Origin of the sequence: Chelativorans sp., assembly GCF_031180965.1 — a bacterium.
Taxonomy (GTDB): domain Bacteria; phylum Pseudomonadota; class Alphaproteobacteria; order Rhizobiales; family Rhizobiaceae; genus Chelativorans.
Genome location: NZ_JAPSLH010000002.1, coordinates 90710 through 110481 on the forward strand (window position 1 = coordinate 90710; position 19772 = coordinate 110481).

A 19772-nucleotide genomic window follows, 5' to 3' on the forward strand; every position below is an offset into this window, starting at 1 on the left:
ATCGAAAGAAGGCGCATGGGCTCATTCATCCTGCGCAGACTCTGGCAAGGTCTGCTGGTCGTCCTAGGCGTGACGCTGACGGTCTTCGTCGTCACCCGCGTCTTCGGCGACCCGGTGAGCCTGATGCTGCCGCTTACGGCTACGGCCGAACAACGCGCCGCCTTTGCTCATGAGATCGGGCTCGACCGGCCGCTGCTCGTGCAGTTTCTCGGCTTCATGCGCGACCTCGTCGCGCTGGACTTCGGCAACAGCCTGTGGCAGCGGCGTCCGGCCATCGAGGTCGTCTTCGAGCGTCTGCCCAACACGCTGCTTCTGATCGTCGCCGGATTGGGGTTCGCCATCCTGGCGTCCATTCCGCTCGGCATCATCGCGGCGCTTCGGCCCGGCGGTATCGTGGATCGGCTGACTGTCAGCCTCGGCCTCATCGGCCTTTCCATGCCGCAGTTCTGGGTCGGCCTTCTCTTCATCGTCATTTTCGCTGTGCAGCTGAAGCTGCTGCCGACGTCCGGAATGGGAACCCCGGCGCATCTTATCCTGCCCGCTCTGACGCTGGGTCTCACGCCTCTTGCGCGTCTGACGCTGCTGGTACGCTCCTCGATGATCGACGAATTGAACCAGCAATATATCAAGGCCGCCCGCGCCAAGGGCCTGGGCCTCAGCCGCATCCTTGGCGTACACGCCCTGCGCAATGTCCTGATCTCGTTCCTGACGCTGACCGGCTGGGAACTGATCTCGATCCTGGCCGGCTATACGGTGGTGGTCGAGACGGTCTTCGCCTGGCCGGGGCTCGGCCTCACCGCCATGCAGGCGATCCAGCGCGGAGACCTGTTCCTGATGCAGGCGATCGTCTTTTCCATCGCGTTTCTCATCGTGCTGATCAACATCGCGCTCGACATCGCCTTCAAGATGATCGACCCGCGCATCAACCTCAACTGAGACTGCCGTGTCCAGCGCCTCCACCTCATCCCTTCCATTGGCGCTCTCCGGCGGCACGCGCCTTGCCGGCGGCTTCCTGCGCGAATTGTGGCACGACAAGCCCGCCGCCATCGGCCTGCTGGTGATCCTCCTCATCATCGCCATGGCGATCTTCGCGCCGCTGATCGCGCCCTATGATCCCGCCGCGCAATCCCTAATCGCGCGGCTGAAGCCGCCCGCGTGGCTAGCCGGCGGAAGCTGGGCGCACCCGCTCGGCACGGACCATCTCGGTCGCGACGTGCTTTCGCGCGTCATCTGGGGCTCCCGCGCCACGCTTCTCATCGGCTTCAGCGTGGTTCTTCTGGCCGGTACTTTCGGCGTCATTGTCGGGCTATGGGCGGGTTACGCGGGCGGGCGCGTCGACAGCCTCGTAATGCGCCTCGTCGATATTCAGGTGTCCTTTCCTGGCATCCTGCTCATTCTGCTGATCGTTTCCGTCATCGGCCCGAGCATCACGACCATGATCGTCGTGCTGGCTGTCACCAACTGGATGGTTTATGCAAGGCAGGTGCGCGGGATTGTCATGTCCGTGCGCCAGACGGCCTATGTGGAAGCCGCGGAGGTGATCGGCTGCCGGCCCGGGCGCGTCATCTTCCGCCATATCCTGCCAAATCTCTTCTCGCCGATTCTCACGGTGGCTATCCTGGAATTCACGAACATCGTGCTCGCCGAAGCAGCGATCTCCTTCCTGGGTCTGGGGGTGCAGCCGCCGGCCACCAGCTGGGGCCTCGATGTCGCCGCCGCGCGCGATTACATCTTCATCGCCTGGTGGCTGATCACCTTCCCCGGCCTCAGCATCGTCGCCACCGTCCTGTCGGTCAATCTGTTCGCGAATTGGGTGCGCATCACCGCCGACCCGCAGGAGCGGGAGAAGCGGTTTGCCCGCGCGCAGGCCGCCAAGCGCCGGCGGGCGCGTGGCGATCAAGCGACGGTTCCTGCCGAATGAGCACGCCCGAGCCCCTCCTTGAAGTCGAGCAGCTACGCGTGGAGTTCGAAACCCGCGCCGGGATAGTCCACGCGCTCAACGATGTCTCCTTTTCCATCGCCAAGGGTGAGACGCTCGGCATCGTGGGCGAGTCGGGCTCGGGCAAGAGCGTTACGGCCCAGGCGGTCATGGGCCTGGTCGACCTGCCCGGCCGCATCTGCGGCGGCGATATGCGCTGGCGCGGCCGCAGCCTTCTCGGGCGCGAAGGCCAGCGCTACGGCCGCTCCATACGCGGCAAGGAAGTGGCGATGGTCTTCCAAGATCCCATGACCTCGCTGAACCCGCTGCTCACCATCGGCACACAGCTATGCGAGGTGACGGAGCGCCATCTCGGCCTCACGCGGGCGCAAGCCCGGGGACGCGCGGAGGAACTACTCGCGGCGGTGGGCATCAGCGCACCGGCCCGCCGGCTTGGGCAGCATCCGCACGAGCTCTCGGGGGGCATGCGCCAGCGCGTCATGATTGCCATGGCGATCGCCTGCGAGCCGAAGCTCCTGATCGCCGACGAGCCCACCACAGCGCTCGACGTCACGATACAGGCGCAGATCCTGGAACTGATCGCCGAACTCCAGCAGAAGCTTGGTCTTGCCGTGATCCTCATCACCCATGATCTCGGCGTGGTCGCGGGCCTCTGTCACCGGGTAGCGGTGATGTATGCGGGACGCATCGTCGAGAGCGCGGATGCCGATGCGCTCTTCACGCATCCTGCCCATCCCTACACGCAGGGCCTGCTGCGCTCGACGCCGAGCCTGGACGTGGTGGAGGAACGGCTTGCCTCGATCGAAGGAACGCCGCCCAGCCTGCTCGACCCTCCGCCGGGATGCCCTTTCCGCCCGCGCTGCCCGGTAGCTTTCCATCGCTGTCTGGAAATGCCGCCCATGGCACCGGTGATCGCCGGCGGGGAGGCCGCCTGCTGGTGGGCCATGGAGAGGGCGTTGCCGGAGAACGCATTTCTCGGGACGGCGGACTAAAGTCATGCTCCAGACATATGGCACCGCCCGCGCCGGCACCGCACCGATCCTGAAGGTAGAGGATCTCGCCGTCGAATACCCGCTTGGCAAGGGCTTCCTCTGGAAGCCGAAGCGGACCTTCAGCGCCTTGGATGGCATTTCCTTCGAGCTTGCGCGCGGCGAGACACTCGGCCTCGTCGGCGAGTCGGGTTCCGGCAAGACAACGATCGGCCGGGCGGTCCTGCGCCGCGTGGCGGCGGCCAGGGGCCGGATCATCTTCGACGGCAAGGACATCACCGATCTTGCCGGCGAGAAGCTGCGCCGCATCCGCGCACGCATGCAACTCGTGCTGCAAGACCCCTATGCAAGCCTCAACCCACGCATGCGGGTCCTCGACATCGTCGCCGAGCCGCTGCTCGTGCACGGCGTGGTGCGCAATCTGGAGGAGGCCCGTCCCCGCGTCCGCGAACTGCTCCGTCTCGTCGGCCTTCCCGCCGACGCGCATGAGCGGCACCCACACGCCTTCTCCGGTGGGCAGCGCCAGCGCATCGGCATCGCCCGCGCACTGGCGCTGAAGCCGGAATTGATCGTTGCCGACGAACCTGTCTCGGCGCTCGACGTTTCCGTCCGTGCGCAGGTGGTGAACCTCTTGCAGGACCTGCAGCAGCAGTTCGGCCTCAGCTACCTTTTCATTGCGCACGATCTTTCCGTGGTGCGCCACATCTCGCAACGGGTGGCCATTCTCTATGCCGGGCGCGTGGTGGAACTGGCCGACCGCGAGGCCATCTACACCAGCCCGAGGCATCCCTATACCGAGGCGCTGCTTTCGGCCGTGCCGATCGCCAATCCTAGTCTGCAGCGGGCCCGCAAGAGGATCGTCTACAAGAGCGAGGTGCCGGACCTGGTCAATCCGCCCGCCGGCTGCCGTTTCCACACGCGCTGCCCCTGGGCAAGCGACCGCTGCCGCACCGAGGCTCCGCCTCTCATGGAAAAGGCACCGAAACACTTCGTCGCCTGCTGGCACCGGGACTGACTGCCGGCGGCGCCATTCAGCACCGGCGCACTGTGACCGTTGCGGGGTGGGATCGCGCCTTACCGCGACTTCTGTTGGTGCTTGCCAGCGACCTCGGCTATGAGGCTCATGGCAGCAGATGCGGGGTGAACATGGGAACTGTGGTTGATCGGTGGCGGCCCGAGACGGGAGCCGGAGGGTATGCGCGGGACGACGAGGCGGTGGAATTCTACACACGGCTCAACGCGCTGGTGACTCCGGACATGGTCGTGCTCGATCTCGGCGCCGGGCGCGGCTCCCGCTTCGACGAGGGCAGCGCGCCTTTCCGCAGGACATTCTGCAACTTCCGTGGCCGCGTCAGGCGGGTGATCGGCATGGATGTCGATCCGGTCGTGATGAGCCATCCGGCGCTCGATGAGGCGCATGTGATCGAGCCGGGCGGGCGCCTGCCCCTGGCAGACGGCAGTGTCGACATGATCATCTGCGAGTGGGTGCTCGAGCATGTCGAGCATCCGAAGGAATTCGCGCAGGAGATCCACCGGGTCCTGAAGCCCGGCGGCTGGTTCTGCGCCCTCACCCCCAACCGGTTCGGCTATGTCGGGATCGGCAACACGCTCCTTCCGGAGGCGCTGAAAGGCAGGTTGATGCGGGTATTGTGGCCCGAGCGGCCGAGGGAGGATGCCTTCCCGACCTTCTACCGCCTGAACACCCTGCGCCGCATCGGCCAGGTCTTCGGTGAGGAAAACTGGGCGCACCACAGCTATGCGTCCAACGGCACGCCAAAATATCACGGCGGGACGGCCGTGGGTTTTGCTTTCGTTTCCCTCTTCCAGTCGCTCATGCCGCCGCCGATGCGCACAAACCTGATGGTTTATTTGCGCAAGCGTCCGCATTGATACGTAGGAGTAGTTTCCGGCCGCAAGGGCAACACGGCTAGATCGATAGGAAGCAATCTCCCGCGACTCTCTCGATGCGAGTCGTAACCCCGGCTGGCATCAGCCGGGGTTACGGTTGACTTCGTGCTCAGCCACCGCCGCCGGCAGCCCCGTCATCGGTCCCGCCGGTGTCGTCACCGTCGTCCGTGCCCGTGCCGCCGCCATCCGTGTCGGTGCCGCCGGTGTCGTCGCCGTCGTCGTCGGCCCCGCCACCGTTGTTGCCACCGCCGCTGCCACCATTGTCGGTGCTGTCGTCGTCGTTACCGTCGTCGCTCGTTCCGCCGGCTGCTGCGTCAGCCGGCACCATGCCCGGAGGGCATGCTCCCGGTGCCTCAGCCGTGGGCGTGTCCTGGCCGGACGGCTGGAAATCCGCGGTTCCGCCTGTGGCCTCCACGCAATCTCCCGGAGCCATCGCCTCGCCTTGGGGCACCAGCCTCCATATTCGCTGGGTGGTGTCCTGCGCGGCGGCAGGGGCCGCCATGCCAAGCAAGACGGTGGATGCTATCAAGAGTTTCCTACGCATGTGCTCTCCTTCCTCGGACATAATCAGCGACCGAACCGGAGAGCCTCGTTTAGGTTCCGTCAGGCCCGCAACCTATGCGATCCCTCCGGCATCCGGTCAGATCAGTGCCTCGATGAGGAATGGGCCGCGGCGCGAGAGCCCGGCAGTAAGGAGGTTCGTGAATTCCTCGGCGGTTGTGGCGCGCGCTGCCTCGACGCCCATGCCTTTGGCTAGAGAACACCAGTCGAGCGCCGGATCGTCGATCTCCAGCATGCGCCGGGCGTTGCGGCCGAACTCGTTCACGCCGACATTGCGCATTTCGCCCTTCAGGATCGAATAGCCGCGGTTGGAAAAGACGATCGTCAGGATGTCCAGCCGCTCCCTGGCCTGGGTCCACAGGCCTTGGACCGTGTACATGCCGCTGCCATCGGCCTGCAGGGCGACCACTTTGCGGTCTGGACATGCGACCGCCGCGCCCACGGAAAGCGGAATGCCGATTCCGATCGCTCCGCCGGTGAGCGGCAGGTGGTCGTGCGGCGCCATGTTGGGCGCAAGTTCGGCGAAGCGGCCGGCCGAGGTGATGGATTCGTCGCAAAGGATGGCGCCCTCGGGAAGCGCGCGGGCGACCGCTTGCGAGATCGCGGACGGGGTCAGGTCGCCTGTCGGCGCCGGAAGGTCGCGCGCCGTGAACGGACCCGTCACGGCGGGAGCAAGATGCCGGGGGCCCAATTCGTCGGCGAGGGCCTGCAACACCTGATGAAGGTCGTGCTCGACGCCGGCAAGCTCGATCACGTCGCAGCCATCGGGCAGCAGGAAACCGGGCTTCTCGGGATAGGCGAAGAAGCCGACGGGCGCCCGTCCGCCGATCAGGATCGCTGTTTCGAACTCCTGCAGTGCGGCGACGGCAAGTTCGATATTGTAGGGCACCGGCCGGGGAGAAACACGCCCCGCGCCGCGCTGCCAGCGTGCCGCCCTCTCCGTGAAGAGCGTCGCTCCGGTGCCGGCGGCGATCCTGCCGGCGATATCGAGCGCATCGGCACGTAGGGCGCGACCACCCAGGAAGAGCGCCGTCTTGCGGCCGCCGCGGAGCGGCGCCGCGGCTGCCCGCAGCGCTTCGGGCGCGACGTCGCGCCGCGGGGGCAGCGTCGCCGGCACGAGCGCTTCCTCCGCCACCTCGCTCCATGCCGCATCCGCCGGCAGGATGAGCGTCGAAACGCCCGGATTGCTCATCGCCGCGATATAAGCCTCTTCCGCTCTGCTGCGGATGTCAGCAGCGCTCGACACACGCCCGACCCATTGCGACATGGGCCGTGCGAGACTCTCGATATCGCTTGTCAGTGGCGCGTCGTGGCGCAGATGGTAGGTCGCGTGATCGCCGACAATATTCACCATCGGCGTGCGCGCGCGCCGTGCATTATGGAGATTGGCAAGGCCGTTCGCGAGGCCAGGGCCCAGGTGCAGGAGCGTAGCGGCCGGCTTGTCGGCCATACGCGCATAGCCGTCCGCCGCCGCCGTCACCACACCTTCGAAGAGGCCCAGAATGCAGCGCATCTGCGGCTTGCGGTCGAGGGCCGCTACGAAATGCATTTCCGACGTGCCCGGATTGGCAAAGCATGTGTCAACGCCATTGGCGAGCAGCACGTCGCACAGGCGGTCGGCCCCGTTCATCTTTTCCCTCGCTGCTCCTGATGCGATTTTTCGGACCGCCCTCAGGCGGCCGCCTGCGAAACCAATTTCGTCACCAGATAGGCTTCGATAGCCTCCGACCCGCCTTCCGTCCCGTGGCCGGAATCCTTGACGCCGCCGAAGGGTACTTCCGGAAGGGCGAGCCCATTGTGATTGATCGTCGTCATGCCCGCCTCGATTCTCATGGCCAGTTCATGCGCGGTCTCGACCGAGCCCGTGAAGGCGTAGGAGGCAAGGCCGAAGGGCAGGCGGTTGGACTCCTCCACCGCTTCATCGAGCGTGGAGAATGGGTTGAACACGGCGACGGGACCGAAAGGCTCGTCGTTCATGATCCGTGCTTCCCTGGATACGTTGGAAAGAACCGTGGGTTCGAAGAAATTGCCCTTGTTGCCGATGCGGCGGCCGCCGGTCTTGAGCTCGGCGCCGTGGTCGAGCGCGTCCTGGATAAGGGATTCCAGCGCCGGTATGCGCCGCTCATTTGCGAGCGGGCCCATCTGCGTGCCCTCCTCCAGCCCATTGCCGACCCTTATGGACTTCGCCGCCGCGGTGAAGGCATCGACCACCCGATCATAGACCCGCTCCTGAACCAGGAATCGTGTCGGCGAAACGCAGACCTGGCCGGCATTGCGGAACTTCGCGGCGGCAAGCACCTTCACCGCCTTGTCCAGATTTGCATCCTCAAAGATGATCGCCGGTGCATGGCCGCCAAGCTCCATGGTAGCGCGCTTCATATGCGCACCGGCGAGCGCAGCAAGATGCTTGCCGACCGGAGTCGAGCCGGTGAAGGAGATTTTGCGAATTACCGGATGGGGAATGAGGTATTCGGAGATTTCTGCGGGGACGCCATAGACCAGATTGACCACGCCTGCCGGAGCACCAGCTTCGGCGAAGGCGCGGATGAGTTCGGCCGGCGAAGCGGGTGTTTCCTCCGGCGCCTTGACGATGATGGAGCATCCGGCGGCAAGGGCGGCCGAGAGCTTGCGGACGATCTGGTTGATCGGAAAGTTCCACGGGGTGAAGGCGGCAACCGGCCCCACGGGCAGCTTCACCGTCAATTGCATCACGCCCGGCGCCCGACCCGGAATGACCTGGCCATAGGTCCGGCGCGCCTCCTCGGCGAACCAGTCGATCACGTCGGCGCCCGCCATGACCTCGCCCTTCGCTTCGGCCAGCGGCTTGCCCTGCTCGCGCGTCATGATCTCCGCGATTCTGTCGCTGCGCTCGCGCAGCAGCGCAGCGGCCTTGCGCATCAGCTTGGCGCGGTCAAAGGCGGAGACCGCGCTCCATGTCCTGAACCCGCGCTCCACCGCCGCAAGGGCGGCATCGAGATCCGGCCGCGTCGCATGCGCCACCTGCCCGATCACCTCGCCGGTCGCCGGATCCGCGACGGGGATCGTCTTTCCTTCGGCACCGGCGCGCCACTCGCCGTCGACGAAAAGCTGCGTGTCGGGATAAGCGGAGGGGGTCCGGTCCATGATCTTCCTTTTAGTCTCTGAGGGCGCTTCCGGGGGATTCGAGAGCGCTTCCGCCCGGCATGGGCTGTCTGACAGCCCGCCGAGAATGAGGATGCCGTCAATGCCGCCATGCATGTCGCGCGCTTCGCTCCCAATTTCAAGCGCCTACACTGTCTTTGGCCGGGAACGTAGAGGGCTGGCTAACGGCGACGGGCGACCACGGGCGCTATTTTCCGCCGCCCCCCATTGACTTGCCGTGCGAACCGGCGAAGTATGTATCCTAAATGGATACGATATATTCAAATAGAATACAGGCCGAAAGCGGCGTCAGACCTTTGACGACTGCGCTGAAGACGCTGGCGGTTCTCGACATATTCGCCGGCAGCCCGCGCAGCCTCCGTCTGCCTGAGATCGCCAAGGCTCTCGGGCTTTCCCGCCCGACGGCCTATCAGCGCCTGCTGACGCTCGTCGAGGCGGGCTGGATCGAGCAGGATGAGCAGGGCCGCTACCGGCTTTCCATGCATGTCTGCCGGCTTGCCGCCGCCGCGCTCGAGCAGGCCGATCTTGGCTCGCGCGTTCAGCCGGTCCTGCAGGAACTCGTCGACCAGGTGAAGGAGACAGCCTCGCTTGCCGTTCTCGACCGCGGAGTCCCTTGCATCATTTCGCGCGTGGAATCCGACAGCGTCCTTCGCGCCGAGCAGAAGATCGGCACCACCATGTCCCTCGAGGGCTCGGCGTCGGGGCGCATCCTCACCGCCTTCGCGGACGAGATCACGCTGCGGCGCCTGAAGGAGACCGGGGACCCCCTGGCCTCGGAGGACGTCCTCGCTGCTGCCCGCGCCGACGGCTATGCGCTTTCGAGCGGCTACACCCAGGTGGGCGTCCGGGCCATTGCCGCGCCCGTCTTCGACGTCCACGGCAAGTGCACCGCGACGCTCTCGCTGGTGATGCCGGAAACCCGCTTCAACCTCGAGTCTGTCCGCAAGCCGCTGCTCAAGGCAGCCGAGAAGATCACGAAAATGCAGCAGGGAGCGCGATAGAGGGCATGACCGCACTGCGCGAGGCAGCGTTAACGCAAGCGGCCCCGCTGCCGAGGCCAAGCAGCGAGATGATGCGGCCCGAGCGGCTTGCCGCCTTGCAGCCGAGCCGTCTCAGCGTGACGCGTGCGCTCGTGAACAAGCTGGTCCGCGAGCGCTGGGACATTTCCGTCGAGCGGTTCGACGTCGACGAGACCGCCTCCGGCACCGTCGTCTACTCCATCAAGGCGCCGCGACAGGAGTTCAGTTTCATCGCATTCTCCCGTCCGCCGAGCAGGAAAGCGCGCACAGGCCGCATCATCGGGCAGTCCTGGGACATGATGGGCACCCTGAACGAGGGGCCCGCTACGGAAGCCGATATCCGGTCGGCCCGCGAGGAACTGCCGAAGCTCTATCGCGGCCGCGCCACGCCCAATGCGCTCGTCTGGTGCCGCTCCAACCGCTCCATGCGCGTCTTCGACCAGACGCTCGCAGCTCTTGCCGAGGGACGCCAGCCCTCGATCGACGAGTTGGCGCAGGTCTGCTACCTCATGCGCAACACCGGGCTCGACGGTAATGGCACCTTCGGCACGCGCCCCTTCCCCTCGCTCGGTCCGGACCATGCGCTGGGGCGCCCGCTGGAAGCCCAGCTCCTTACTGCCTATCTGATGCGGGAATACTCCTGCGATCTCGTCGAGCATCTTGCCCGCCTCGCCTCTCCCAAGGCGGTGCCGCTCGACCCGGCAATCCGCCGCTATCTAGGCGTCGGCAACGGCTCCGCTCTCGGCCTCATCTTCTTCATCCACAAGCATCCGCAGCTGATCAGCAGCTTCATTGCCGCCCGCGAGCAGGCGATCGCGATTGCGCGCGGGCTGCCGCTTGAAAAGGGCGATCTCCGGATCGGGACCCTCCTGGCGCTGGTCAGGCGCGCAATCACCTTTCGAAGGCAAGACCGCATGGTCTACGAGACCTTCGCTTCCAGTGCGGAGGTCGCCGACGATCTGGAGAAGGTGGCCGCGGCCCTGGCGGAGCTGCACGAGACGGGGCTCGTCGACGGCCGGCGTGCGGTCTACCCGTTGGACGCGTTGGCAGAGCGTTTCGAGAAGGCGCTCCAGCCGGAATCCTTCGAGACCTATCTGTCGCTCCTGATCGAGCTGGTCCCCGACGAAGCGGATGCCCTCCTGCCCTCGATTGGTGGCCCCGACGAGGTGAATGTTTCCCCCGCCGAAAGGGTAGGGAGCCTCTCGGCGCTCATTCAAAAACAATACCGGTGGGCCCTCGACATCGATATGTCCGGCCCCGACGCCTACAAATATGTGTGGTACAAGTCCGAGGCCGCCGAGGAGCCGCGCCGCGGCGCCCGCGAGGAAGTGCCGGAAGCGCTTGATCTCGGCCTCGACATCTGTGGGGGGGTGCAATCCCTTCTCGCCGACCTCGGCCGCGAAGCGCCGGACCTGTCCGTCGCGCGTTTCCTGGTGAAGTACCCGGCCCACCGCTATCTGGTCGCCCGGATCCAGACGCTGCGCGATCTGCCATACCACACGCCGATGGCGAATATAAACGCGGAGGATTTCATCCCCATCCATCTCGTGCGGCTCATGAATGTCGGCATCCACGGCATTGACAAGACTCGCGATTTCCTGCGCCGCAACCTGCGCGGCGTCCTTTATCACGGCGCACCGACGCCGGCCGAGATCCGCGCCGGCCGCGCCGAATTCTGGGCCTACCCGGCGGAGCCTCGATGATGCAGAACCTGCAGACCGAGCAGATGCTGCGCATCATGCCGCGCGAGATGCGGATGATGACGGAGCGCGTCTTCTCGCTCACCGGCCTGCCAAAGGGCTTCTTCCTCGCCGCGCAGGACGTGGTCATGTATTCGCACAAGCTGGGCCTCGGCGGCTTTGCGCTGTTGGAGGAACGGTTCGAGCGGCTGAAGAGCGCTGATCCTTCGCGCATCAAAATCGTGGCGGAGCAGCAGAACCGCCTGCGGATAGATGCCGGCGGCGAACACGCCTGGTTCGTGCTGCCGTGCTTGATCGATCTTCTGGGCGAGACCGCCCAGAAATACGGCACTGGCAGTGTTGTCGTGTGCAATGCGCTCGATTCGGACGAATTGCAGGTGGCCCTGCCGCTGGCGGGACGCACGGGGCTGTTCACCACCTTCTCCGGCGGCGACGAGCCCCTGTTCGTTGCTTCACCCGATGCTCCGTCCGGCGACCTCAGCCGCGACGAGCCGCTCCTCTGGGATCTCCTGCAAGAGGGCGCGCAGATCGAGGCCGAACTCTGGTGGCGCATCTATCATCTCGCGCAGAAGGCGCTCACGCCCGACAGCGTCGTCTCCCGCCGTCATGCTGGTCCCCTCATCGTCAACGACGACGGCACGGTGATCGGCCGCAAGGACAATGACGACGAGACCGACATCACATTCCTCACCTCGCCCAGGATCGGCGGCATCGAGACGGAGGGAGCCCAGTCATGATCATCGACGGATTGCAATGCGGCCATTTTGACCGCCAGGCCTTCACCTCGCTTCAGGCGGCCGGCGTTGGCGGCGTGGTCGTCACCTGCGGTTTTTGGGAGGGTGCCGTCGAGTCGCTCGATTCCCTCGGCAGATGGCGCGATCTCGTGCGCGAGAACAGCGATGTCGCCGAGATCGCCACCACGGCTGCAGCCGTCAAGCGCATCGGGGAGGTTGGCAAAGTGGCGGTGATCCTCGGCTTCCAGAACGCCAACCTCTTCGAAGGCCGTATCCGTTTTGTCGAACTCTTCGCCGAACTCGGCGTCCGTGTGGTCCAGCTCACCTACAACAACCAGAACGAGCTGGGCGGAAGCTGCTACGAGACTGAGGATTCCGGCCTTGCCCGTTTCGGCAAGGAAGTCGTGCGCGAGATGAACCGCGCCGGCATCCTGGTCGACTGCAGCCATGTCGGCGACCGCACCACGCTCGACGCGATCGAGGTGTCGGAAAAGCCGATCGCCGTCACCCATGCCAATGCCCGTTCCCTCTTCGACCACAAGCGCAACAAATCCGACGACGTGCTGAAAGCGCTCAGGGAGACCGGCGGCGTCATCGGTTGCGCTGCCTACCGCAACATCACCGGCGACGAGTTCTGCAAGTCCATCGAAGCCTGGTGCGGCATGGTCGCCCGCACCGTGGAGATCGCCGGCATCGATTCCGTTGCCATCGGCACGGACCGCAGCCACAACTTCACCGCGCCCGACTATGCCTGGATGCGCCAGGGCCGCTGGACGCGCGGCGTGGACTACGGCGCCGGCTCAGCGGCGCGCCCCGGCAAGGCGCCACCGCCCGACTGGTTCAAGTCCGTCGAGGACATGCAGGTGATACCCAACGGCCTCCGCAGCGTGGGTTTCTCGGAAGAAGAGGTCGCGAAAATAACCCACGGCAACTGGCTTCGCCTCTACGAAGCCACCTTCAGAAACACCAGAGAGGAGAACTGAACATGACCAGGTCCAGGCCCGGGTCGCCGACCCTTCTCGCCCCCGATCGCCGCACCTTCCTGAAGGCGGGCGGCGCTGCTCTCGCTTCCACCCTTGCGATGCCCTACATCGCGCGGGCGCAGGACAATGTGCTTTACGTCAACACCTGGGGCGGCCCCTGGGAAGAGGCGGCGAAAGCGCACATCTTCGACCCGTTCACCGCCGAGACCGGGATCGAGATCCGCACCGTTTCGCCCGTTTCCTTCGCCAAGCTCGCGCAGCAGGTGCAGACGGGCACCTACGAGTTCGACGTCACCACGCTCGGCGCCGGCGAACTGATCCGCGCGGAACAGGCCGGCATCATCGAAGAGCTGGCGGATGCCCCATACGAGGGCGCGCTCTTCCACAACGGCGTTGGCTCGCATGCCTTTGCGACCGTGATCGCCCACCGCACCGACAAGTTTCCCGACGGCGGCCCGCAGAACTGGGCCGAGTTCTGGGACGTCGAACGCTTCCCGGGGCCGCGATCGCTGCAGCGTTATCCCGCGCGCGTGCTGCCGCTGGCGCTGCTTGCCGATGGCGTGGCTGTGGAGGACCTCTATCCCCTCGACATCGACCGCGCCTTCGCTTCGCTCGACAAGATCAAGGAGCACGTCCTCGTTTGGTGGACCGCCGGCGCTCAGTCGACGCAGATCCTCCGCGACGGCGAGATCGACCTCATCGGCATCTGGCACGGCCGCTATTTCGAAGCGGAGGAGGCCGGCGCCCCCGTTGCCATGACCTGGAACCAGGGCGAGATCGAACGCGCCTACTGGGTGGTGGCAAAAGGCACGCCCAATGCGGAGAACGCGAAAAAGTTCATCGACTTCGCGGTAAGCGCTAAACCCCTCGCCGGCTTTGTCACGCAGGCCGATTACGGGCCGCTTAACCCGGCGGCCAACGAATTCATCTCCGCCGAAGACGCCGAGCGGATGCCGACCTCGCCGAAGAATTATCCGCACACCTTCGAGCAGGAGATCGACAATTTCGGCGCCGATATCGAGGAGGTGGCGCAGCGCTTCGAGGAGTGGCTGGCGAGCTGACCGGCTGCGGTTGCCGGGGCCCCGCATGCCGCCGCGTCTGGGCGAACCCACGCGGCGGCCCGCTCAACCTGACAAGAACAAGAAGGGGAGCAGCAATGGGAGCGACGATTTCGCGACTGGGCGAGCGGCCCAATCTCTGGCCGTGGCTGCTTCTTGCGCCGCTGACCGCCTATCTGGCCATCTTCTTCCTGGTCCCGCTGGCCGATGTCGCCGTCATGAGCTTCACCGAGCCGCGGCTGTCGCTGGCCAATTATCAGAAGATCGTTACGGGAACGCTTTATCAGCGCGTCTTCCTCAACACGTTCCTGACTGCCGGCCTTGTTACGTTGGTCTGCCTCTGCGTCGGCTATCCGCTCGCCTATCTGATGAACAATTCCAAGCCGCGCACGGCCATGCTCATCCTCCTGCTCGTCACCATGAGCTTTTGGACGAGCTTTCTGGTCAGGACCTATGCCTGGATGGTGCTGCTCGGCAATAACGGGCCGATCGTCGCGCTGCTTTCGGCGCTCGGGCTGACGAACCCGCCGCAGCTCCTTTTCACGCGCTTTTCCTCGACCCTCGCCATGGTGCACATCCTGGCGCCCTACATGATCATGAACATCTACTCGGTCATGCGGAAGATCGACCCGGTACTGATCCGCTCGGCCGAGAGCCTCGGCGCGCGTGGCTTCTCCCTCTTCCGCCATGTCTATCTGCCGCTGACGGCGCCGGGCATCGCCAATGGGTGCGTGCTGGTCTTCGTACTCTGCCTCGGCTTCTACGTCACCCCGGTGCTGCTCGGCAGTCCGCGCGAGCAGATGATCGCGGGCCTGATCGGCCATCAGATCGAGGAGTTCCTGGCCTTCGGCATGGGGTCCGCCATGGCGATGGTGCTCCTTGCCATCACGCTTGCAATCCTCGCCGTTTACCACCGCCGCTTCGGCCTCGACAAATTATGGGGCTGACATGGACCGCCTGATGCGCCTCGTCGGCATTGCCGTCGTCATCTTCATCGCCGCACCGCTGGTCATCGTTGTACCGATGTCCTTCTCCGACGCGCGCTCCCTGCAATTCCCGCCGCCCGGCTACTGGCTGGGCTACTACCAGGCCTATTTCACGGATGTGAGCTGGCTGCGGCCCACCTGGAACAGCATCATCATCGCCGCCGCCACCACAGTGCTCACAATGGCGCTGGTCGTGCCCGCCTGCTTCGCCCTCGTGCGCCACCGCTTCAAGGGCAAGAGCATCGCCGACCTCATGATGCTGATGCCGCTTGCCGTGCCGCATATCGTCATCGCGGTCGGCTATTATTCCTTCCTCGGCGATCTCCGTCTCGTCCACACCCATTTGGGCGTGGTGCTCGCGCATACCTGTCTGTCCGTCCCGATTGCCTTCCTGGTTCTGTCGGCAAACCTGAAGGGCTTTGACCGAAACCTGGAGAGGGCCGCGCAAAGCCTTGGCGCGAGTCCGGTCCAAACCTTCCTTCACGTGACGCTGCCCATCCTGCGGCCGGGCCTGGTGATCAGCGCGCTTTTCGCCTTCATCCAGTCGTTCGACGAGACGGTGGTGGCCATCTTCATCTCCGGCAGGGATGCCGAGACGCTACCGCGGAAGATGTTCGACAGCATCCGGCAGGAGGCCGACCCGGTGATCGCTGTCATCTCCACCCTGCTCTTTGTCGCCGTGCTGCTTGCCGTAATCGCGCCCTTCGCCTGGCGCGGCATCCGCAGCCGCTTTGCAAGAACCGCGCTGCCGGCTCCTTCGCCGGCCGGCCGGTAAGCCAGGATCTTCCATGGACCAGTATCTTCAGCTCAACGGAATCACCAAGAAATACGGGGATTTCACCGCGCTCGCAAAGGTGAAACTCGACATTAGGAAAGGCGAGTTCGTCACCTTCCTGGGCCCCAGCGGCTCCGGCAAAACGACGACGCTCATGATCATCGCCGGTTTCGAAAAGGCGACGGCGGGCGACGTTCTGGTCGAAGGCAGGTCGCTTTCGGGCCTTGCGCCGCATGAGCGCAATATAGGCATCGTCTTCCAGAACTACGCGCTCTTCCCCCACAAGACGGCAGTGGAGAATGTCTATTTCCCGCTGCAGATGCGCGGCATCAAGCGCACCGAAGGTCTCGGGAAAGCGGCCGAGATGCTCGAGCTGGTCGGCCTTAGGGGCCTCGGCCAGCGCTATCCGAAGGAGCTCTCCGGCGGGCAGCAGCAGCGTGTGGCGCTTGCACGCGCGCTCGTCTTCGAACCGTCGCTGCTTCTCCTCGACGAGCCGCTCGGCGCGCTCGACAAGAATCTGCGCGAGCAGATGCAAATCGAGATAAAGCGTATCCAGCGCACCCTCGGCGTGACAACGATCTTCGTCACCCATGACCAGTCGGAAGCCATGTCGATGTCCGACCGGATCGTCGTGTTCGAAAAGGGCGAAATCCAGCAGGCGGCGACGCCGCTCGAGATTTATCACCGGCCGCGGACCAGATTTGTGGCCGGCTTCATCGGCGAGAGCAACCTGATACCGGCGAGGATCACCGATGCCGCGGGCAAGGCGGAGAACCCGGCTCTCGGCACATGCGACTTCACGCCGGTCGAGACGCTGTCGCAGGGCCAGGACGTCACGCTGCTGATCCGGCCCGAGCACATCCGCCTTTCGCGCAAGCCCGTCGAGGGACGCAAGAACGCGGCAATGCAGGTCGAGACCATCGTCAACTATGGCGACAACGCGCTCGTCATCGGCCGCGTCGGCGATCTTCCCATGCGGGTGCGCGTGCTCGGCGCCGACGTCGTCATCATCCAGGAAGGCGAGGAATGCTGCATCAGCTGGCTGCCGGAGGCTGTCTTCGTCATCAGCCGTTGAGCGAAGGGCAAAGTGAGAAATGACATGACATTGGCAATAGACAGCACGCCGGCGGCAGAACTCATCAAGCGGTTCGGCATCGGGCCGCGCGCCAGCATCGCCACGGTTCTCGGCGGAACAGGCTACTTCGCCGTCACGCCGGAAGCCCCCTATAACGGCGGCCTCTCCACAGCCGAGCAGACGCGGCAGCTCCTCGCCAAGGCCGAAGCCCGCCTTGCGCAGATTGGCAGCGGCAAGGACCGGCTCGCCTTCGTGGCGATCATCCTGGCCGACATGGCGGACTACCAAACCATGAACGCGGTCTGGGACGATTGGGTGAAGGATGTCGAGCCGCCTGCCCGCGCCTGTTTCGAGGCGCGGCTCGCAAGCCCCGATCTGAAGGTGGAGATGATCATGGTCTGCGCCGCGGCGAGATGAGCGCCAGGCCGTCCTTTAAGCGCAACAGGAGGCGAAAGGGCAGGCGTGGCGCCCGGTCGGTGGCGATCCTCATTGGGCCGGTCGTGCCCTGAGCAGTGGTGTAAAAGAGGGAGGAGAGAACCTATGACGAAACCATCAAACCTGTCGGTTACCCGCCGCCAGTTTATTGCAGGCTCGGCGGCGCTCGCCGGCAGCCTTGCCTTGCCCGGCTTGTTGCGGGCGCAGGAAAAGCGGCTATCCATCAATTCCTGGGGCGGCTCCTGGCTGGACTCGGCGCGCAAGCACCTTTTCGATCCGTTCACGGAGCAGACCGGCATCCGCATTGAGACGGTCTCGCCCGTCTCCTTCGCCAAGCTTGCGGCCCAGGTGGAAACCGGGGTCTACGAGTTCGACGTGACCACGCTCGGAGCGGCCGAACTCGTCCGCGCCAATCAAAACGGGCTGTTGGAGCCGCTGCAGGAGACCTATCCGGGTGGGCTTTACCAGAACGGCATGGCCTCCCATGCATTCGCCACCGTGATGGGCTGGCGGAGCGACAAATACGGCAGTGAACCGAAAGGTTGGGCGGATTTCTGGGATGTACAACGCTTTCCCGGCACGCGCTCGCTGCAACGCTACCCGGCGCGGGTTCTGCCGATCGCGCTCCTTGCCGATGGCGTCACTAAGGAGGACCTTTATCCCCTGGATGTGGACCGCGCCTTCGCGTCCCTCGACCGCATCAAGGACCATATCATCGTCTGGTGGACGGCCGGCGAGCAGTCTGCTCAGATCCTGCGCGACGGCGAGGTGGACATGATCGGCATCTGGAACACGCGCTTTTTCGCCGCGCAGGACGCGGGGGCGCCCGTCGAGATGACCTGGAACGAGGCGATCCTGGACAAGGCCTATTGGGTGGTAGCCAAGGGCACGCCGAACGTCGATGCCGCCAAGGAGTTCGTAGCATTCGCCACCTCCGCCAAGCCGCTGGCCGGCTTCGCCGCCGCGCAGCAGGACGGGCCGCTCAATCCGGCCGCGCTTGAGCTGATCGATCCGGCAGAGGCCGAGCGCATGCCCACCAACAGCCGCTACGCCGATCAGGTCGTCTCCCAGGACATGGAGCGTCTCGGGATTGATCCCGCGGAACTCGCCGAGCGGTTTGAGGAATGGGTCCTAAGCTGATAGGGATCGGGCAGGTCACCCTTTCGGCGTGACCTGCCGAACCCGTCCCGATCGGGGCGCGGCGCTGCCATTCCCCGCAGGCGGCTGCCGCCTGTTCAAATTCGAGGAAGTCATGACGCTCGCTTCCGGCCGCAAATACGTCGCCATACCCGGCCCTTCCGTGGTGCCCGACCGCGTGCTGGCGGCAATGCATCGCGCCTCTCCCAACATCTACCACGGCGAGTTACACGAGATGCTGCCGGGCCTCCTTGAGGGCCTGCGAAAGCTGGTGGGAGCAGACGAGGCCCATGTCGCAATCTACATCGCCAACGGGCATGGCGCGTGGGAGGCGGCCGGGGCCAACATGTTCTCGCGCGGCGACCGGGCTCTTGCCGCCGTGACCGGCCATTTTGGGCACGGCTGGGCCGAGAGCCAGCGCGCGATCGGCGTGGAGGTGGAGGTTCTCGATTTCGGCAGGCGCGCAGCGGTCGATGCCGCGAGAATTGCCGAGGCGCTCGCGGCCGACCGGGACCGCTCCATCAGGGCCGTGCTGGTGACCCACACGGACACCGCCAGTACCGTACGCAATGACATCGCTGCAATACGCGCGGCAATGGACGCTACCGGCCACCCTGCCCTGCTGGCGGTAGACGGCATCGCCTCGATCGGATGCGAGGCGTTCCGATTCCGCGAATGGGGCGTCGACGTGCTCATCGGCGCCAGCCAGAAGGGTCTGATGATGCCGCCGGGTCTCAGCTTCATCTGGTTCTCCGAAAAGGCGCTTGCAGCCTCCGGGCGCGCAGACCTCGTCACCCCCTATTGGGACTGGAGGACGCGCTGCCTGAGCAGCGAATTCTACCGCCATTTCGCCGGCACCGCGCCCGCGCAGCACCTCTATGGTCTGCAGGAGGCGCTTTCGATCCTCTTTTCGGAGGGCGTTGAAAAGGTTCTCGCGCGCCACGAAGCGCTCGCCCGCGCGGTCTGGACCGCAGTAGACACCTGGGCGAGGGAGGGCGACATCGGCCTCAATGTTCCGCTGCCGGAGGCCCGCTCGCGCGCCGTCACCTCGGTCAGGATCGGCGGCGGTGGCGCCACCCGACTGCGCGACTGGACCGAACGGAATGCCGGCGTCACGCTCGGCATCGGCTTGGGCATGGCAAGGCCGGAGGAGCCCACCTATGGCGACTATCTGCGGATCGCGCATATGGGACATGTGAACGCGCATATGACGCTCGGCGTACTTGCGGTGATGGAGGCCGGAATGCAGGCGCTCGGCATCCCGCACGGGTCGGGCGCCCTCGATGCGGCGGCGCGCGTCGTTGCGGAAGCTGCGCGGCCTGCCGCATGAGC

19 protein-coding genes are annotated in these 19772 nt (G+C 65.3%); 16 read left to right on the forward strand and 3 right to left on the reverse strand.

Going from position 1 to position 19772, the window contains the following annotated elements:
- The first annotated feature begins 15 nt into the window (after positions 1 to 15).
- The 5 genes from RIN79_RS01895 (at position 16) to RIN79_RS01915 (ending at position 4818) form a co-directional block, all read left to right on the forward strand.
- Positions 16 to 936 carry an ABC transporter permease gene (locus RIN79_RS01895; RefSeq protein WP_309082918.1) on the forward strand — a complete coding sequence of 307 codons (921 nt, stop codon included), beginning with the start codon at positions 16 to 18 and terminating at the stop codon, positions 934 to 936.
- A gap of 7 nt (positions 937 to 943) precedes the next feature.
- The gene (locus RIN79_RS01900) at positions 944 to 1921 is read left to right on the forward strand and encodes an ABC transporter permease (RefSeq protein WP_375165856.1); all 978 of its coding nucleotides are present in this window, start codon (positions 944 to 946) and stop codon (positions 1919 to 1921) included.
- Positions 1918 to 2931: an ABC transporter ATP-binding protein gene (locus tag RIN79_RS01905; RefSeq protein ID WP_309082919.1), complete on the forward strand. Its 1014-nt coding sequence runs from the start codon at positions 1918 to 1920 to the stop codon at positions 2929 to 2931. Before RIN79_RS01900 ends, RIN79_RS01905 begins: the two co-directional genes overlap by 4 nt.
- Before the next feature lie 4 nt (positions 2932 to 2935).
- Positions 2936 to 3943: an oligopeptide/dipeptide ABC transporter ATP-binding protein gene (locus RIN79_RS01910; RefSeq protein ID WP_309082920.1), complete on the forward strand. Its 1008-nt coding sequence runs from the start codon at positions 2936 to 2938 to the stop codon at positions 3941 to 3943.
- Between the two features lie 131 nt (positions 3944 to 4074).
- Entirely contained in the window at positions 4075 to 4818 is a 744-nt protein-coding gene (locus tag RIN79_RS01915; protein WP_309083088.1) for a methyltransferase domain-containing protein, read from the forward strand.
- A gap of 127 nt (positions 4819 to 4945) precedes the next feature.
- Here the strand turns inward: RIN79_RS01915 and RIN79_RS01920 are convergent, their stop codons facing one another.
- The 3 genes from RIN79_RS01920 to RIN79_RS01930 form a co-directional block, all read right to left on the reverse strand.
- The gene (locus RIN79_RS01920; RefSeq protein WP_309082921.1) at positions 4946 to 5380 is read right to left on the reverse strand and encodes a hypothetical protein; all 435 of its coding nucleotides are present in this window, start codon (positions 5378 to 5380) and stop codon (positions 4946 to 4948) included.
- 96 nt (positions 5381 to 5476) lie between these two features.
- On the reverse strand, positions 5477 to 7027 hold the full coding sequence (locus RIN79_RS01925) for an acetolactate synthase large subunit (protein ID WP_309082922.1): 1551 nt from the start codon (positions 7025 to 7027) through the stop codon (positions 5477 to 5479).
- Positions 7028 to 7068: 41 nt separating this feature from the next.
- Positions 7069 to 8520, reverse strand: a complete 1452-nt coding sequence (locus RIN79_RS01930) for an NAD-dependent succinate-semialdehyde dehydrogenase (RefSeq protein ID WP_309082923.1) — start codon at positions 8518 to 8520, stop codon at positions 7069 to 7071.
- 314 nt (positions 8521 to 8834) lie between these two features.
- Here RIN79_RS01930 and RIN79_RS01935 point away from each other — a divergent pair, with 314 nt between their 5' ends.
- From RIN79_RS01935 to RIN79_RS01985, 11 genes are all read left to right on the forward strand, one after another.
- Positions 8835 to 9539, forward strand: coding sequence for an IclR family transcriptional regulator (locus tag RIN79_RS01935; RefSeq protein ID WP_309082924.1), 705 nt, complete (start codon positions 8835 to 8837; stop codon positions 9537 to 9539).
- A 5-nt stretch (positions 9540 to 9544) separates the two neighbouring features.
- Positions 9545 to 11260 carry a hypothetical protein gene (locus RIN79_RS01940; protein ID WP_309082925.1) on the forward strand — a complete coding sequence of 572 codons (1716 nt, stop codon included), beginning with the start codon at positions 9545 to 9547 and terminating at the stop codon, positions 11258 to 11260.
- Positions 11257 to 11994 (forward strand): hypothetical protein, encoded by a 738-nt coding sequence (locus tag RIN79_RS01945; protein ID WP_309082926.1) that lies wholly within the window; start codon positions 11257 to 11259, stop codon positions 11992 to 11994. The genes RIN79_RS01940 and RIN79_RS01945 overlap by 4 nt, the downstream gene beginning before the upstream one ends.
- A complete protein-coding gene (locus tag RIN79_RS01950) occupies positions 11991 to 12974 on the forward strand; it encodes a membrane dipeptidase (RefSeq protein WP_309082927.1) in 984 nt (327 codons plus the stop codon). Before RIN79_RS01945 ends, RIN79_RS01950 begins: the two co-directional genes overlap by 4 nt.
- Before the next feature lie 2 nt (positions 12975 to 12976).
- A complete protein-coding gene (locus RIN79_RS01955) occupies positions 12977 to 14035 on the forward strand; it encodes an ABC transporter substrate-binding protein (RefSeq protein WP_309082928.1) in 1059 nt (352 codons plus the stop codon).
- 95 nt (positions 14036 to 14130) lie between these two features.
- A complete protein-coding gene (locus RIN79_RS01960) occupies positions 14131 to 14979 on the forward strand; it encodes an ABC transporter permease (protein WP_309082929.1) in 849 nt (282 codons plus the stop codon).
- 1 nt (position 14980) lies between these two features.
- Complete coding sequence (locus RIN79_RS01965; RefSeq protein WP_309082930.1) at positions 14981 to 15793, forward strand: ABC transporter permease; 813 nt, start codon at positions 14981 to 14983, stop codon at positions 15791 to 15793.
- Positions 15794 to 15806: 13 nt separating this feature from the next.
- On the forward strand, positions 15807 to 16868 hold the full coding sequence (locus tag RIN79_RS01970) for an ABC transporter ATP-binding protein (RefSeq protein ID WP_309082931.1): 1062 nt from the start codon (positions 15807 to 15809) through the stop codon (positions 16866 to 16868).
- A 24-nt stretch (positions 16869 to 16892) separates the two neighbouring features.
- The gene (locus RIN79_RS01975) at positions 16893 to 17285 is read left to right on the forward strand and encodes a RidA family protein (RefSeq protein ID WP_309082932.1); all 393 of its coding nucleotides are present in this window, start codon (positions 16893 to 16895) and stop codon (positions 17283 to 17285) included.
- Positions 17286 to 17408: 123 nt separating this feature from the next.
- Positions 17409 to 18443, forward strand: coding sequence for an ABC transporter substrate-binding protein (locus tag RIN79_RS01980; RefSeq protein WP_309082933.1), 1035 nt, complete (start codon positions 17409 to 17411; stop codon positions 18441 to 18443).
- Between the two features lie 112 nt (positions 18444 to 18555).
- A complete protein-coding gene (locus RIN79_RS01985; protein WP_309082934.1) occupies positions 18556 to 19770 on the forward strand; it encodes an aminotransferase class V-fold PLP-dependent enzyme in 1215 nt (404 codons plus the stop codon).
- Positions 19771 to 19772: the final 2 nt, after the last annotated feature.

What these genes read in the sequence shown, in the direction of transcription:
- RIN79_RS01895 (WP_309082918.1), top strand. Translation starts at nt 16, where the DNA reads ATGGGCTCATTCATCCTGCGCAGACTCTGGCAAGGTCTGCTGGTCGTC.
- RIN79_RS01905 (WP_309082919.1), top strand. Translation starts at nt 1,918, where the DNA reads ATGAGCACGCCCGAGCCCCTCCTTGAAGTCGAGCAGCTACGCGTGGAG.
- RIN79_RS01910 (WP_309082920.1), top strand. Translation starts at nt 2,936, where the DNA reads ATGCTCCAGACATATGGCACCGCCCGCGCCGGCACCGCACCGATCCTG.
- RIN79_RS01915 (WP_309083088.1), top strand. Translation starts at nt 4,075, where the DNA reads ATGGGAACTGTGGTTGATCGGTGGCGGCCCGAGACGGGAGCCGGAGGG.
- RIN79_RS01920 (WP_309082921.1), bottom strand. Translation starts at nt 5,380, where the DNA reads ATGCGTAGGAAACTCTTGATAGCATCCACCGTCTTGCTTGGCATGGCG.
- RIN79_RS01925 (WP_309082922.1), bottom strand. Translation starts at nt 7,027, where the DNA reads ATGAACGGGGCCGACCGCCTGTGCGACGTGCTGCTCGCCAATGGCGTT.
- RIN79_RS01930 (WP_309082923.1), bottom strand. Translation starts at nt 8,520, where the DNA reads ATGGACCGGACCCCCTCCGCTTATCCCGACACGCAGCTTTTCGTCGAC.
- RIN79_RS01940 (WP_309082925.1), top strand. Translation starts at nt 9,545, where the DNA reads ATGACCGCACTGCGCGAGGCAGCGTTAACGCAAGCGGCCCCGCTGCCG.
- RIN79_RS01945 (WP_309082926.1), top strand. Translation starts at nt 11,257, where the DNA reads ATGATGCAGAACCTGCAGACCGAGCAGATGCTGCGCATCATGCCGCGC.
- RIN79_RS01950 (WP_309082927.1), top strand. Translation starts at nt 11,991, where the DNA reads ATGATCATCGACGGATTGCAATGCGGCCATTTTGACCGCCAGGCCTTC.
- RIN79_RS01955 (WP_309082928.1), top strand. Translation starts at nt 12,977, where the DNA reads ATGACCAGGTCCAGGCCCGGGTCGCCGACCCTTCTCGCCCCCGATCGC.
- RIN79_RS01960 (WP_309082929.1), top strand. Translation starts at nt 14,131, where the DNA reads ATGGGAGCGACGATTTCGCGACTGGGCGAGCGGCCCAATCTCTGGCCG.
- RIN79_RS01965 (WP_309082930.1), top strand. Translation starts at nt 14,981, where the DNA reads ATGGACCGCCTGATGCGCCTCGTCGGCATTGCCGTCGTCATCTTCATC.
- RIN79_RS01970 (WP_309082931.1), top strand. Translation starts at nt 15,807, where the DNA reads ATGGACCAGTATCTTCAGCTCAACGGAATCACCAAGAAATACGGGGAT.
- RIN79_RS01975 (WP_309082932.1), top strand. Translation starts at nt 16,893, where the DNA reads ATGACATTGGCAATAGACAGCACGCCGGCGGCAGAACTCATCAAGCGG.
- RIN79_RS01980 (WP_309082933.1), top strand. Translation starts at nt 17,409, where the DNA reads ATGACGAAACCATCAAACCTGTCGGTTACCCGCCGCCAGTTTATTGCA.
- RIN79_RS01985 (WP_309082934.1), top strand. Translation starts at nt 18,556, where the DNA reads ATGACGCTCGCTTCCGGCCGCAAATACGTCGCCATACCCGGCCCTTCC.